Annotated in this window: 11 protein-coding genes, 1 other RNA gene and 1 pseudogene; 10 read left to right on the forward strand and 3 right to left on the reverse strand. The window is 70.4% G+C overall.

Annotation, left to right across the window (positions count from 1 at the left end; genetic code table 11):
* The first annotated feature begins 31 nt into the window (after positions 1-31).
* The 6 genes and pseudogenes from ACSRUE_RS17030 to ACSRUE_RS17055 all read left to right on the forward strand — a co-directional run.
* A complete protein-coding gene (locus ACSRUE_RS17030) occupies positions 32-280 on the forward strand; it encodes a ribbon-helix-helix domain-containing protein (RefSeq protein WP_441291915.1) in 249 nt (82 codons plus the stop codon).
* The gene (locus ACSRUE_RS17035) at positions 277-687 is read left to right on the forward strand and encodes a hypothetical protein (RefSeq protein ID WP_441291916.1); all 411 of its coding nucleotides are present in this window, start codon (positions 277-279) and stop codon (positions 685-687) included. The genes ACSRUE_RS17030 and ACSRUE_RS17035 overlap by 4 nt, the downstream gene beginning before the upstream one ends.
* A gap of 1,304 nt (positions 688-1,991) precedes the next feature.
* Positions 1,992-2,540 (forward strand): crossover junction endodeoxyribonuclease RuvC, encoded by a 549-nt coding sequence (locus ACSRUE_RS17040; protein ID WP_441291917.1) that lies wholly within the window; start codon positions 1,992-1,994, stop codon positions 2,538-2,540.
* Positions 2,541-2,571: 31 nt separating this feature from the next.
* On the forward strand, positions 2,572-3,276 hold the full coding sequence (locus ACSRUE_RS17045; RefSeq protein WP_441291918.1) for a recombinase family protein: 705 nt from the start codon (positions 2,572-2,574) through the stop codon (positions 3,274-3,276).
* Positions 3,273-3,974, forward strand: coding sequence for a helix-turn-helix domain-containing protein (locus ACSRUE_RS17050; RefSeq protein ID WP_441291919.1), 702 nt, complete (start codon positions 3,273-3,275; stop codon positions 3,972-3,974). The genes ACSRUE_RS17045 and ACSRUE_RS17050 overlap by 4 nt, the downstream gene beginning before the upstream one ends.
* A gap of 129 nt (positions 3,975-4,103) precedes the next feature.
* Positions 4,104-5,042, forward strand: a pseudogene (locus ACSRUE_RS17055) (tyrosine-type recombinase/integrase); the annotation flags it as partial.
* 172 nt (positions 5,043-5,214) lie between these two features.
* Here ACSRUE_RS17055 and ssrA read toward each other — a convergent pair.
* Positions 5,215-5,559: a transfer-messenger RNA gene (ssrA, locus tag ACSRUE_RS17060) on the reverse strand.
* A 364-nt stretch (positions 5,560-5,923) separates the two neighbouring features.
* Between ssrA and ACSRUE_RS17065 the strand changes: the two genes are divergently transcribed.
* Positions 5,924-6,214 carry an oxidative damage protection protein gene (locus tag ACSRUE_RS17065; protein WP_012238889.1) on the forward strand — a complete coding sequence of 97 codons (291 nt, stop codon included), beginning with the start codon at positions 5,924-5,926 and terminating at the stop codon, positions 6,212-6,214.
* Between the two features lie 205 nt (positions 6,215-6,419).
* On the opposite strand, the gene ACSRUE_RS17070 is transcribed toward ACSRUE_RS17065, so the two are convergent.
* Positions 6,420-7,202, reverse strand: a complete 783-nt coding sequence (locus tag ACSRUE_RS17070; RefSeq protein WP_441291920.1) for a hypothetical protein — start codon at positions 7,200-7,202, stop codon at positions 6,420-6,422.
* A gap of 348 nt (positions 7,203-7,550) precedes the next feature.
* Here ACSRUE_RS17070 and ACSRUE_RS17075 point away from each other — a divergent pair, with 348 nt between their 5' ends.
* The gene (locus tag ACSRUE_RS17075) at positions 7,551-8,615 is read left to right on the forward strand and encodes an esterase/lipase family protein (protein WP_441291921.1); all 1,065 of its coding nucleotides are present in this window, start codon (positions 7,551-7,553) and stop codon (positions 8,613-8,615) included.
* Positions 8,616-8,701: 86 nt separating this feature from the next.
* Positions 8,702-10,477: a hypothetical protein gene (locus tag ACSRUE_RS17080; RefSeq protein WP_441291922.1), complete on the forward strand. Its 1,776-nt coding sequence runs from the start codon at positions 8,702-8,704 to the stop codon at positions 10,475-10,477.
* 169 nt (positions 10,478-10,646) lie between these two features.
* On the opposite strand, the gene ACSRUE_RS17085 is transcribed toward ACSRUE_RS17080, so the two are convergent.
* Positions 10,647-12,137 carry a BamA/TamA family outer membrane protein gene (locus ACSRUE_RS17085; RefSeq protein ID WP_441291923.1) on the reverse strand — a complete coding sequence of 497 codons (1,491 nt, stop codon included), beginning with the start codon at positions 12,135-12,137 and terminating at the stop codon, positions 10,647-10,649.
* Between the two features lie 256 nt (positions 12,138-12,393).
* Here ACSRUE_RS17085 and ACSRUE_RS17090 point away from each other — a divergent pair, with 256 nt between their 5' ends.
* A complete protein-coding gene (locus tag ACSRUE_RS17090) occupies positions 12,394-14,010 on the forward strand; it encodes an NTP/NDP exchange transporter (protein WP_441291924.1) in 1,617 nt (538 codons plus the stop codon).

Raw genomic sequence — 14,010 nt, forward strand, 5'->3', positions numbered from 1 at the left:
TAACGGACGAGGGGGTGCGTTATGTGGCGGCTTGCTCGTCGTCGGGCCGTGCGGTTCGATGTGCGCGCAGATGAACAGCAACACGCATAAGAACGCTGGTCGACAGGGGCGGCCCCGGCGCCGGCCCTCGAACCTGACGATCCCGATCGACCTTCGCGAGCGGCTCCGCGCGCTGTCGGAGGCGACGGGCATCCCGCAATCGAGGATCGCAGAGCAGGGCATCCGAATGCGGCTGGCGCAGATCGAGCGCGCCCAGTCCACACCGGAGCGTACGCCGTGAGCGCCGTGGTTCACCTCCCGACGCTGTTGCCCTTGCTGGCGGACACCCTGGACGTGCTCGCCCGCACGATGCGCGCGCACGCGGATGCGGTCGAAATAGGGGGCGCCATCGCACAGCCGACGCCGCGCTACGCAACGGCGAAGTCGAACCCACTCGGCTCCGCCCGGACGTTTCTGGAGGCTGGGCGCCGCGGGCACTTCGCCACGTTCAAACGCGGGCGCGAAGTCGTCGCGCTCTGGACCGACGTGGAGACCTGGATCGAGAGCCGAAAGCTGGCACCGCGTGAACGCAAGCCCGGAGACGACGCGGACGACGATCGCACCCTGCTCCGAAGGGCGGGTGTTCGGCTCCAGCCGGCGAACGACGCCGCAGCCGCACGGCACCGAAAACGCTCCCGCGGATGTTGAGGTGCGGCGTGGCAAGCGCAGCCAGAGAGGGCCATCTGAGCGCCCCCGGGGACGCTTTCGCCGACCGGGGGGACGCTTTCGCCGGCCGGGGGGACGCTTTCGCCGGCCGGGGGGACGCTTTCGCCGGCCGGGGGGACGCTTTCGCCGGCCGGAGGGACGCTTTCGCCGGCCGGGGGGACGCTTTCGCCGGCCGGGGGGACGCTTTCGCCGGCCGGGGGGACGCTTTCGCCGGCCGGGGGGACGCTTTCGCCGGCCGGGGGGACGCTTCGCCATCCGGCCCATCCGGACAAGAAGGCAGCGAGCTTGCAGCCCTCGGCAAGCGAAATCCCCGGGTTCTCGTCAAGTCTTTGGCCCTACACCCATCGCATGGATCCGCTGGCTCTCAACGCCTCGGTACGGACCGTGACCCCTCAGTCGCCTTACTTGATAGCGGTCTCCGCTTCCCCCTCTCTACGCCCGATGACACATCTCCCGCTCTGCACTTCCCTGGAGACGCGGATGACGGCGCCGCCCCCTGGGAGCTCTTCGTGCGCCTCTGGCCGATCCTGCTCGCATGCCGCGGGCAGTCTCTTACCCTTGCGAGCGCGTCCCTCACGGTGCGCGATGACCGGCATGTGCGCGACTACGCCGCACCATTCACCTCCCTCATCGCGGCACGCCCGGGTGAGGGGGCGGTCCTCGTGATCGACCGTGGAAAAGAAGGAGCGGAGCATCTACACGGGCTCGTCTTGACGTGCGACGCCGCAGCGGCGCGCGGCATGTGGTGCCGCCGGACAGGCGCCCGCGCATCGTCATGCACCCTTAAAGAGGTGACGGGCTGGGGTGAGCACCAGCAAGGATCGTCTCTCGAGCTCTTTGGTGAAGTGCCGAAGGTGCTCCGGTACGCGTTCAAGCCCTGGCCGATCGAGTACGGCCGTCGGCGCCTCGACGCGGACGTGTTCGCTTCAGGGCCGCTCGCCGCTGCTTGGACGAGCGTTCTCGAAGTCCTCAGAAGGCAGCAGCCCGACGAAAGCGCCTCCGCGCAGAAAGCGTCCCTCCCCGCAGAGGAGGCGTCCGCGCGGTGCGCCCTGTGCGAACGATCGATGCCGGAGAACAGGCGGCGTCACGCGCGATGGTGCTCGATCAAGTGCCGAAAGGCAGCCCATCGGCGCCGTGAGCGGGAGCAGAAATATCTTGACAGGACGCAGCTAGGACATTGTTCTTCCGACGTCCCCCGCACGCGGCATGCCGGCCCCGGCTGATTTACCGCGAGTAAATCAGCCGGGGCCGGCATGCCGCGTGCTGGGGGACGTGAGGCTTTTCCCATGGACATCATCGTGATCGGCTTCGACCCTGGCGCTGCCCGCGTGGGATGGGCGGCGCTCGACGTGGGCGCGGCAGGCGCGCGGCACCTGGGCTCCGGCGTGCTCCCCATCGACCTGGCCGGCGACTCCGGGCTCGAAGCCCTGCGCGCGGCCGCGGGGGCGCTGCTCTCGCGCTACCGCCCGGCGCTGGTCGCCGTCGAGCGCGTCGTCCGAGTCTTCCCCCGCCCGCGGTTCGGCCCTGCGATGGCCGGCGAGCTCTGTGGCGCCTCGTGGGTCGGAGCCGAGCTTGCCGGCCTCGCGGCGGCGCGCGGTCTCGTGGTGCGCACGGCGACGCTACACGCGGTGCGTTCGGCCCTGGGATGCGCCAGAGCAGGGGACGCCGCGCTCGCCGCCGCCATCCGCGCGCGGGTCGCTGGATGGCCCGTCCGGTCGAGCGAGCATGCGCGAGATGCCGCCGCGGTCGCGTGGAGCACGACCGTCGAGACGGTGCACGCGCCCGCGTCGCAGTCGTGGGCGACGCCGGCAGAGCTCGATCGCAATCTCCCTTGACTGAGTACATATTGAGATACATAATGTACATATGGGCGAGCGGACCAGGGCGATCGGTTACGTGCGGGTCTCGACCGAGCATCAGGCGGACGGCGGCGTGAGCCTCGCGGCGCAGCGGACGAAGCTCGAAGCCTACGCGACGGCCATGGATCTCGACCTCGTGGACATCATCGAAGACCCTGGCGTCAGCGCCAAGACGCTCGACCGCCCCGGCCTGCAACGCGCCCTCGGCATGCTCGACGCTGGCCAGGCTTCCGCGCTGCTCGTGGTGAAGCTCGATCGGCTCACGCGCAGCGTGCGCGACCTCGACGCGCTGATCGCCGGGTACTTCGCCGATCGCTTCTCGCTCCTGTCGGTCGCCGATTCGATCGACACGCGCTCTGCCGCGGGTCGCCTCGTGCTGAACGTGCTTGCGTCGGTCTCGCAGTGGGAGCGCGAAGCGACCGCCGAGCGCACGCGCGATGCGCTGGCCCAGCTCCGCGCCGATGGCGTGCGGCTCGGCGGGGCGGCGCTCGGGTGGGTTCACACCGGGGAGGCCGATGCAGACGGCCGGCGCATCATCGCCCGCGTGCAGGATGAGGCTGCGACCGTGGATCGGATCCTCGCGCTCCGCGCCGATGGCCTCTCGCTGCGCGAGATCGCCGCGACCCTGACCGACGAGGGGTATCGGACGAAGCGGGGCGGTAGCTGGGCGGCTGAAACCGTGCGAAAGGTGCTCGCGAGGTCGAGAGAGTGAGTTTCTCCATCGCGTGCAAGATATGGGGTAGCGCAGCGGTCCGGCATGCCCTGGCCGAGCCGAACCCCGACCCGGCGACCCGCGAGCTCTGCCAGAAGATCCTGAAGCACGCGGACCCGCCCGGCGCTTTCCGCGCGTGGGCGCTCGCGCAGCCCTGGCCGCGGTTCTGCGCGATCGTTCGCATCGTCTCCGGAGAAGAGCGTCGAGAGGTCGACGAAGCTGTGAAGGAAAGGATCAAGAGCATGGCACGCATGGGCCGCCCCCCGAAGGAAGACCGCAGCACCGTCGCCGGTGTCATGGTCCACGTCCGGCTCACCCCGGGAGAGGTCGAGACCGTGGATGCCGAGGTCGAGCGCCAGCGCGCCATCGCGCCGCCCGGCCTCGCGGACAAGGTGTCGCGGTCGTCGGTCATCAAGGGCTTGATCTCGACGCTGCGCCAGCCTGCCGCAGAGCCCGCGCCCGCGGCTCCGCCCGCGCGCTCTCCCGCTCGCGAGAGCAACGAGAGCGACGTCCGCGAGCTTATGGCCCGCTGTTTCGAGCGGGGCCTTACCCAAGCCCAGCTGGCGAAGCTCTCCGGTGTCGAGCGGTCCCAGGTCAGCCGCTTTCACACGCAGAACGCCACGAAGCCGCCGTTGCCCCCCGAGAAGGTGGCAGCCCTCGCCCGAGCCCTGCGCGCGTGGGAGGCGAAACAGAAGTAGACCGCGCCTGCCGCGCCCTGACGGAGACACCGACGCATGCCCCGACCTCCCACCGGAACGATCGAGCGCCACCGCGACCACTACGATGCGCGTTTCACGCTGGCCGATGGCTCGCGCCCGCGGGTCTGCATGCCCCCTGGCCTCTCGGAAGCTCGCGCCCGCGACCGCGCCAAGCGCCTCGCGGAGATCGCCCGCGCCGAGGGCGCCACGAAGCCGCGGCGGGGCCGCACCGCAGCGGCTCCCGCGGGTGAGACGGTGGCCGCGTGGGTCGAGCGCTGGACCGCGGTGCGAGAAGAGCGGGGCCTGACGTCTGCGGCGGGCGACCTCGGACGCCTGCGGAAGTGGCTGTTTCCTCAGTTGGGCGACAAGCCGATAACCGCCGTGACGCGACGTGATGTCGAGGCGTTCGTCGAACATCTCGATACCTCGGTGCGAGCCGGCGAGCAGTCGTGGAAAACCGCGGTGAACACCTGGGGGCTCGTCTCCAAGCTGTTCGATGACGCCTGCAACGCCAAGGCGCTCTCGCTGCGCGTCCTCGCCAGCAATCCGGCCGCGGAGGTGCGCGGGCCGGACCGGGGCATCAAGAAGGCGAAGGCGTACCTCTACCCGTCGGAGTTCCTGCCGCTCGTGTCGAGCCCGAACATCTCGATCGAGTGGCGCCGCGCCGTGGCGCTCGCGACCTACCTCTATGTGCGGGCGAGCGAGCTCCGCGCCCTGACCTGGGACGACATCGACCTCGAGCGCGGCATCATCCACGTGCATCGCAGCCTGGACCGCGAGGGCGGCGCCAAGTCGACGAAGACGGGCACCACCCGCCGCTTCACCATCGAGCCGGCCTTGATGCCCCTGCTGCGCGCCATGCACGCCGAGTCAGGCGGCCGGGGCCGCGTCATCCGGCTCCCTGACGATCGCCACCTGGCGCGCGCCCTCCGCGGGCTCATGACCGCGGCGCGCCTCGACCGCTCCGACCTCTTCGCCGCGGACGCGACGCGGAAGAACATGACGTGGCACGACCTCCGCGCCACGGGCATCACCTGGCTGGCCATCCGGGGGGACGAGCCGCTCAGGATCATGCAGCGCGCCGGCCATGCCGGTTTCCAGACGACGCAGGGCTACATCCGCGAGGCTGAAGCCGTCCGCGCGGGCTTCGGTGACGTCTTCCCGCTGTTACCTCTCCCGCTGTGGGAGGGTGGTGTTTCGTCTGTCAATCGTCCGGAAGTCGCGCAAGTGCGCGGAATCATGGTGGAGGCGCCGGGAATCGAACCCGGGTCCGCAAGGCATCCAGTCTACCTTCGTTCACGTGCGTAGTCGCCATGCGCCGGCGACGGCGTTCGTAGATTCGGCTACGACCTATCCCTCACTGAATCTCGGCCGCGTTATCGAGGGCGTCCTCACGCGACCCAGCCCTGTGGTTGACACCCTTAGAGTACTAGGACGACCTTCTCCTCGGATGGCTTAGCGGTTATTAGGCCGCGACAGCGTATGCGTTGTCGTTCGCACTTGTAACGTCCCGCTTGATAGGCGGAGCAGGAGCCGCCAGCACGCAGACAGACCTTCAGTCCCCACGTCGAAGCCGATCGCCCCCTCGTGGTTCGTTCAGACGGACCGAATATTGCTAGAAACCGTGCCGCCGTCAACCCTTCGGTGTCAGATCGTTCCGTCGCTGACGCCGTCGCGGACGGCGCCGTGCGCCGGCCAGGGCCGATTCGTCCGGTTCTTCCGGCTTTCCTGCCTCCTGCTGCCTCCACGCGCCTCCGCCGGCCTTGCCCGTCTCCAGCTGCCCCAACCTGGTGCCGTCCGCTCGCCCGCCTGGTCTGGTCGGGCCGCTACCTGGTCCCCCCCCCGTGGTCGCCCCCCCTCGCTGACCACGCCTGCGCGCCTGCCGCTCTCGACGGCTCCTCGCAGCTCGGCTAAGAAGCCCGCGAAAAGGAAAAGGAGTCGGGCAACTTATGGCGAGGATGGTCCAGTGCGTGAAGCTCGGCCGTGAGGCGGAGGGGCTGGAGAAGCCGCCGCTGAAGGGCGAGCTGGGCAAGCGGATTTTCGACAACGTCTCGAAGGAGGCGTGGCGGATGTGGCTCGAGCACTCGAAGATGCTCATCAACGAGTACCGCCTCGACCTCATCTCCGAGGCCGGCCAGCGGATCTGGATGACCGAGCTCGACAAGTACTTCTTCACCGGCGGGGACGAGGCCGCGCAGCTCCCGCCCGACTACGTGGCGCCCAAGGACAAGCCGGAGTAGCTGATCGCGACCGCGGTCCCCCCGCGACCGCAGTCCCGCCGCCCTCCATCGGCCCGGCGGCGCTCCCGCCCACCCCCTCCGGGAGCGCCCGGCCCGCTCGCCGCGTGCCGCTCGGCTCGCTCGGCCCGTTCGGCCGCCTGGCCTCGCCCTCCGTCTCCCTCCGCTCACCCCCGCTCGCCCTCACCCCCGCCTCGCCCGCCGCCCCTCAGGGCAGCGGCCCCGGCGCCGGCAGCGCTCCGCCGTTGCGCACGTACGCGATCAGCGCCGCCGCCATCTGCTTGTCGACCTTCTCGCACTTCGCGGTGACCGCCCCCATCGTCGCGCCCTTGCACTCTCTCTTCCGCTCGATGATGAGCTTGCCCGTCTTCTCGTCGGCCAGGAACGCGTCCTTCGTCTTCTGATCGAGGCTCTTCCACGGGATCGCCGCGAACTTCGGCTTCGGCGGCACGTGCTGCCGGACCTCCTCCGCCATCAGCGTGGCGCACGTCCCGTCCCATCGCAGGACCTCGTATCCGCCGCCGGCGCCGCTCACGACCATGCCCCCCGTCTCCGGCTCCCGGTGATAGAGGATCAGCACCTCCTCATCGAAGACCAGCTTGTCGTTCGAGGACGACCCGCCAGAGGCGTTCACCGCGTCGGTGTCCCGCGTCAGGTACCCGCGCGTGAACGGCGACCCCTTCGCGAACAGGGTGAGCGCCACGTCCGGGTGGAACCCGCTGCAGAGCCGCTTCACGAACGCCACCGGCGGCAAACACTCGTTGCCCCGCTGCTCGCACGTCGTCGGGATCTGCCGTGACGCTTCCGCCGCGGCGTCCTCCTCCTTCTTCCCACCTTCACCCTCCGCCGCCTCACCCTCCTTCGCGGCCGGCGCCGCAGCAGCCACCTCGGCCTCCGCACGATCCGGCTCCGACGGAGGAGGCGCCGCGCCACCGCAAGCGGCCAGGGTACCCACCAGGACAAGCGCAAACGAGCTCTGGACAGATCGCATGGCCCACGAACCTACCGGAGCCGGCCCGCCCCTCCGCATGGAAAAATAACGCCGGTCCGCGACGCAATGCGCCAGCACGGCGTCAAAACACGCGCTGCATTGGCAGAAGGCCCGCCGCTGCCCGCGACGCAATGCGCTGCACGCCTCGAATGGTTCAAATTTCCGACAGCGCTTGACATCAGCATCCCATCAGCAGAGTCTGAGCTGATTCCGGCAGGAGGTGGTCGTGCTGGATCTTTCTTCGTAAGCATCCTCGTCATCGCCTGTTGGTGGTTCGCGTAAGTGCAAGTCTCACACGGGGGCTCGTCAATGCGACAGTGGGTGATCGCTGGTCTCGTAGGGTGTGCGATGGTCGTCTCCTGTGCGCTCCTCGCGGGCTGCAGCGCGGCCGGGGAGCAGTTCGATCCGCCGGCGAGCACCGGTGACGTGCTCACGGGCGCGGGCGGCGGCTCCGCCTCGGGCGTCTGGACGAGCTCGTCGGGCTCGTCGGGCGACCCGGGCGAAGCCGGCGGCGGCTGGCCGTCAGGGAAGCTCGGCCCGCCGTATCCCATCGTGTTCGCTCACGGCTTCTTCGGATTCGAGGACTTCGCGGGCGCGGGATACGTCAGCTACTTCTACAACGTCAAAGAGACCCTCGCCGAGAGCGGCGAGACGATCTTCACGCCTGCCGTCGACCCGTTCAACAGCTCCGAGGTCCGCGGCGCGCAGCTGCTCGCGCGGATCGAGCAGATCCTGGACGCGACAGGCCACGAAAAGGTGAACATCATCGCCCACTCGCAGGGGGGGCTCGACGCGCGCGTTGTCGCGCACGACAGGCCCGATCTCGTCGCCTCCATCGTCACCGTCGCCACACCCCACCTGGGCTCGAAGGTCGCCGACGTGGCGCTCGAGCTCGTCGCCCACGAGCGCCTGCAGGACATCCTGGACGATCTCATCAACGCGATCGGCGCGCCGCTCTACGATCAGATAGGCAACGAGACGAGCGTCTTCGCGGCGCTCGAGCAGTTCTCGACGCCCGGCATCGCGGAGTTCAACGCGAGGTTCACCGATTCCCCCGGGGTGTTCTATGCCTCCTTCGGCGGGCGGACGAACCGCGCGCGCGGCGGCAGGGACTGCACGACGCTCACCCCCGCGCCCTTCGTCGCGCAGTTCGACGACGGGCTCGATCCGGTCCACCCGCTGCTGTCGCTGACCGAGACCCTCCTCGACGGCGGCATCGGCGAGTCGTTCCCGAACGACGGCCTGGTGCGCGCGCGGGACGCGCGGTGGGGGGACTTCTGGGGCTGTATCCCGGCCGACCATTTCGACGAGATAGGCCAGCTCTTCGGACAGAGTCCGGGCGACGGGAACCCCTGGCTCTATATCGACTTCTACCGCTCCGTGATCGCGCGGCTCCGGCAAGAAGGCTTCTGACGAGCCCGCGCTCACCCGCGCTCACCCGCGCTCGATTCATCGAAAACCGCCCCGAGCGGCGCCCTCTCCACTACCATCACCCGCCGATGCCCAAGGCGCCGCTCACCTGCTCGCTCCCGCTGCTCGCCCTGCTCAGCGCGGCGTGCAGCGGCGACGTGCGCCGGTTCCCCCTGCGCGATCCGGTCTGGCGCGACGCCGACCTGAGCCCCGTCTCGTTGCCCTGCCGGCCCGATCCCGAGGCGCCCAGCGACGATCCGCAGCACCGCCTCTGCTCGCCCGCGCCCTACGAGTCCTCGTTCGCGTGGGACGCCGCCGACAACCTCGTCTTCCGCCCGGTGTCGCGGTTCTTCGCCGTGGATCCGGGGGGCGAGGCGGCCAACGTGAACAGCGTCGACGAGGTGCCGGACTCCAGCTGGTTCACGAACCGGATCGGCAAGCGGCCGCTCTCCGTCGAGGAGCTGGTGCGCGGGCCGTGCGGCGACAGGACGCTGGATCCCGAGGCGCCGGACGGGTCCTGGGTCATCGACATGGGCAAGCCGAACGGCGCGAACCCCGGCTTCCGGATCAAGGTCGAGGGCGTCGGCAAGTTCATGCTCAAGGCCGACCCCTCGGACCAGCCCGAGCGGGCCACCGGCGCGACCGCCATCGCGGCGCGCCTCTACCACGCCGCCGGCTTCTGGGCGCCGTGCGACAGCGTGGTCTACCTGAATCCGTCGATCCTGAAGCTGTCGTCCGGGCTCACCGTGACCGACAACAGCGGCGTCGCCAGGCCCTTCGATCAGGCGGCGCTCGACGGCGTGCTCGCCAAGGCCTCGAAGCGCGGCGACCGGGTCCGCATGGTCGCCTCGCGCTGGCTCCCGGGCCGCGCCCTCGGCCCGTTCAGGTACGAGGGGACGCGGGAGGACGACCCGAACGACGTCATCCCGCACGAGGACCGGCGCGACCTGCGCGGCGGGCGCCTGCTCGCCGCCTGGCTCAACCACTTCGACTCGCGCGAGCAGAACTCGATGGATGTCTGGCTCGCCGAGGACCCGGAGGACAAGGACGCGTCGCCGGGCCACGTGCGCCACTACACCATCGATCTCGGCGACTGCTTCGGCAGCGAGTGGGAGTGGGAGGAGATCTCGAAGCGCCTCGGCCACGCCTTCTACTTCGACGCCGAGTACGCGCTCCTCGACCTCGTGACGCTCGGCATCCCCGAGCGGCCCTGGGACCGGGCGAGCCACGATCCGCAGGGCGACATCTTCGGCTTCTTCAGCGATCGCGATTTCCGGCCGGAGGCCTGGCGCGGCGGCTACCCCAACCCGGCCTTCGGGCGGATGAGCGAGCTCGACGGCGCCTGGGCCGCCCGGACGCTCGCGCGCTTCACGCCGGAGCTCGTCGAGGCCGCCGTGCGGACCGGCGACTTCACGGCGCCGCGCCACACCGCGTTCCTGATCGGCAAGCTCCTCTCGCGACAGCGCGCGATCATGGCGCGGTACCTGACGCGCCTGTCACCCATCGCCGACGTGGCCCTGGCCTCGCCGGCGGCGCTGTGCGGCGTCGATCTCGCGCGGCGCACCGGCGTCGCGCGCCCGCAAGACCTCCGCTACGAGGCCGCGATGTACGCCGGCGAGGCGCTCGCCCTGCGCGCCCGGCCGGTCGTCCGCCCCTCGCCGGACGGCCGCGTGTGCCTCTCGCTCCCCCACATCGCCGCGGACGGCGGCGCGCCCGACGACGCGCCCTCGCGCTACGCCATCGTCGATGTCCTGAACGGGCAGGCGCCCGGTCCGCTGCGCGCCCACCTCTACGACCTCGGCCCGCGCCGCGGCTACAAGCTTGTCGGCATCGAGCGCCCCGACGACGCCGAGCCGCCCGACTGAGGTCCTCACCCTGAGAAATCCTTCATTTGGGGTGAGAAATTGAACAGGGAGGCATGGAGACGGGGAGATTTTTGGGATTTTACTCCCCGTCTCCCCGCCTCCCTGTGAATTTCCCTGAAAAATTCGAGGGGATGCTTCAGGTCCCCGCAGGACATTCGCAGCCGCTCGATCAAAAACCGTGGGTCGCGCCCACCATGAACCGCAGCTCCTGCAGGCCGGCTCCCTGCTCGAAGGTCTCCGTCGCCGAGCCAATCAGGACATCGATGGAGTGGTCTCGCTCACCGCTCGTGCGCAGGCCGAGCACGAACGACATGCGGAGCAGGTCGAGATCGAAATCGCGGAGGTGCTCGCCGAACACGTTGCCCGCGGCGACCTGCACCGTGCCATCGACGAACGCCCAGACCGGATAACGGTACTCGAGCGTCGCCGCGGCGGCGCTCCGGCCGCGGAGGCGCCCTTCGCGGAAGCCCCGCATCGGCGCGTCGCCGCCGAGCTCGGCGAGCTCGGTGAAGGGGACCTCCGCGGCGCCGAGCGGGTCGGCGAACGCCGCCGAGAGGACGAGGCTCACGATGCGGTCGTGCCCGGTGAGATCGACGAACCCGCCCAGCGAGCCGCCGTAGCGGATCCACCGGCTCTCCAGCGGCCGCTCCAGGTCGGCGGCGTGCTCTCCGGACAGCTCCAGCCGGACGCCGTGGCCCCGCGCCGGGCGCGGCAGGCGCGAGTCGAGGCCGGCACGGCCCCCGATCCGGTAGGCCGTGGTTCCCGTGTCGTACGACGGCGGCATCGGATAATGGCCGCGCGCGACCCGGAAGCCGACCGTCGGCTTGCAGCAGATGTCGTGGAAGTCGACGGTCTTCGCGCCGGTGGTCGCCTCGACGAAGCTGAACGCGCCGAAATCGGCGTGGAGCGTCGCGGTCCCCTCGACGCTGCGGGCGTTGTAGCGGGCCCAGCTGCGCTCCAGCGAGCGCGGGCCGATCCCGGAAAACAGCCAGTCAGGCCGGGTGTCCGCCTCGCCGCGGACCTTCAGGTGAGCGCGCCCGCCGAGGGGGATCCGGTCGGCGATCGTGAGCCTCCACCAGTCGACCCCGCCGGTCGCGGCGTGGACGCGGAGCTCGTTGCCGGGGACGAACAGGTCATCATAGAAGAAGTAAACGCCGACGCTCGCGCGAAAGCCGAAGTCGAGGAGCGCCGTCGGGACGACGCCGATGCTGTTGTTCGGCCCGAAGGTGAAGATGTCCTTGAGCTCCTTGATCCACTCGCCCTGCTCCGCCGCGACGGTGAGAACGCCGAGCGGCCGCCGGACCAGGTACTCGCTGGCGAGGTAAGCGGGGAAGAGCACGACGCGCGGCACCCAGAGCAGCGCGTCGCCGGCGCTCGTCGCCTCGTCCGGGCGACCGTCGTAGTCCGGCACAGGGCGCTTCGCGCCGGGCGAAAGCGGCGCCGCGGCGGGAGGCCGTGGCGGCGTAGCAGGCTCTGCCGGCGGCGCCTCGCGCGCCGGCAGAGCCCCCGGGACCACGGGCGGCGGCGCGTCAGCCCCCGCCTGAGGCGCGGCCTGTGCCTCGGCGCACAGCGACAGCGCGGCGCAGCCCGCGAGCGCGGCCGCGCGCCGCCGGAAAGCCGTGCCGAGCGCGCGCGTCGGTCCCTCCTCGTTGGTGCCCAATCCGCCTCGCCTCTCGCACGGAAACACGTCGCGGCGCGGGAGCATAGCGGAGTTCCCGACCCGAGAGACGCCTGTCTGCGCGGCGCGCCTGTCGAGCGTCCACGCGACGGCGCGCCACGCGACGGTGCGGCGGTTCACACGCCCGGCGGCGAGAGGGAGGTTGCCGGCCGGGACCAGGCTCGATAGCCTCCCGCGTTCGGCATCGGTCCTGTGCCGGTGCCGCCAGAACAGCGGTATTCCGGGCATGGAGCGGCGGGTGGCGAGCTCAGGCGAGAACGAGACACGGGCCCGGGGCGTGCTTCACAGGCTCCTTGCGATCTTCGCCGAGGTGAAGCCGCGCGAGGTCTTCAGCGTCCTCGTCCTCACGCTGAACGTGTTCCTCCTGCTCACGGGCTATTACCTCCTCAAGGTGGTCCGCGAGCCGCTGATCCTCGCGGGCGGCGGGCTCGAGATCGGCGGGCGGCGGCTCGACCTCGACGGCCCCGAGGTGAAGGCCTACGCGGCGGCGGGCCAGGCGCTCCTCCTCGTGGGCGTGGTCCGCGCCTATGGCGCCCTGGCCCGGCGCTTCGGGCGCATGCAGCTCACCACGGCGCTCACGCTCTTCTTCGCCGCGAACCTCGTCCTCTTCTTCCTCCTCGCGCGCCTCGGCGTCCCCCTCGGGGTGCCCTTCTATCTTTGGGTGGGCTGCTTCAACCTCACCGTGATCGCGCAGTTCTGGTCCTTCGCCAACGATGTTTACACGCCCGAGCAGGGCAAGCGGCTCTTCGCCATCGTCGGCATCGGGAGCTCGCTCGGCGCCATGTTCGGCGCGCAGATCGCGAAGCGCGTCTACGTGCCGATCGGCCCCTACAACATGATGCTCCTCGCGGCGGGCGTGCTGCTCGCCTGCCTGGGGCTCACCTACCTCGTCCACCGCGACGACCTCGCGGGCTCGAAGGGCGCCGCGGACAAGGCCGACGCGCCGCCCGGGGGCGCGGCCGGCGGCTTCAAGATCATCGCGGGTGACCGCTATCTGCTCCTCATCGCCGGCCTGACGCTCGTCCTCAACTGGGTGAACTCGACAGGCGAGTACATCCTCGATCGCACCCTGATCGAGTCCGCCACGAGCGCGCTCGACCCGGGGAGCGAGCAGCGCGGCGCGCCGGACGCGGACCCCGCCGGCGCGGCCCCGGGCGCGCCGCTCGCGGCAGGCGCGCCGGTCTACCTCGTCGATCCACAGGCGTCGCGCCTGCTCGAAGGGACGATCACCGCCGTCGAGGGCGGTGCGTTCGACGTCGAGGCAGGCGGCAAGCTCGTCGAGGGCGCCGGGGCGGGGCTCGTCCACCCGCGCACCGAGAAGGGGAAAAAGGCGGCGCTCGGCGCGATCATCGGGACCTTCAAGGGTGATTTCTTTTACTGGGTCAACACGTTCGGCGTCGTCCTGCAGCTCTTCTTCGTCTCCCGCATCTTCAAGTACCTCGGCGTGCGATTCGCCCTGTTCATCCTCCCGGCCATCGCTCTGCTCGGCTACGCGTCCCTCGCCGTCCTGCCGGCGCTCGCCGTCGTGCGCGTCGCGAAGATCGCCGAGAACAGCGCCGATTACTCCATCCAGAACACAGCGCGGCAGGCGCTCTTCCTGCCGGTCGGCCGCGACGCGAAGTACAGCGCCAAGGCGGCCATCGACACCTTCGTCGTCCGCGCGGGCGACGTGCTCGCCGCCGTAGGGGTGATCGCCGGCCAGGTGCTCGCGCTCTCCACACGCCACTTCGCGATGGTCAATATCGCCCTCGCGCTCGTGTGGCTCGGCGTCGTGGCCGGCATCGCCCGGGAGCACAGGCGGCGCGCCGCGGACGAGCCGGCGGCGCCGAAGTCCGACGACCTCGAGGCCGCGTAG

It is taken from the genome of Sorangium sp. KYC3313, from assembly GCF_052075895.1.
Lineage (GTDB): Bacteria > Myxococcota_A > Polyangia > Polyangiales > Polyangiaceae > Sorangium > Sorangium cellulosum_B.

Excerpts from the sequence above, each read along its gene's own strand:
- ACSRUE_RS17040 (WP_441291917.1), top strand. The coding sequence starts at position 1,992 with ATGGACATCATCGTGATCGGCTTCGACCCTGGCGCTGCCCGCGTGGGA.
- ACSRUE_RS17045 (WP_441291918.1), top strand. The coding sequence starts at position 2,572 with ATGGGCGAGCGGACCAGGGCGATCGGTTACGTGCGGGTCTCGACCGAG.
- ACSRUE_RS17065 (WP_012238889.1), top strand. The coding sequence starts at position 5,924 with ATGGCGAGGATGGTCCAGTGCGTGAAGCTCGGCCGTGAGGCGGAGGGG.
- ACSRUE_RS17070 (WP_441291920.1), bottom strand. The coding sequence starts at position 7,202 with ATGCGATCTGTCCAGAGCTCGTTTGCGCTTGTCCTGGTGGGTACCCTG.
- ACSRUE_RS17075 (WP_441291921.1), top strand. The coding sequence starts at position 7,551 with ATGGTCGTCTCCTGTGCGCTCCTCGCGGGCTGCAGCGCGGCCGGGGAG.
- ACSRUE_RS17080 (WP_441291922.1), top strand. The coding sequence starts at position 8,702 with ATGCCCAAGGCGCCGCTCACCTGCTCGCTCCCGCTGCTCGCCCTGCTC.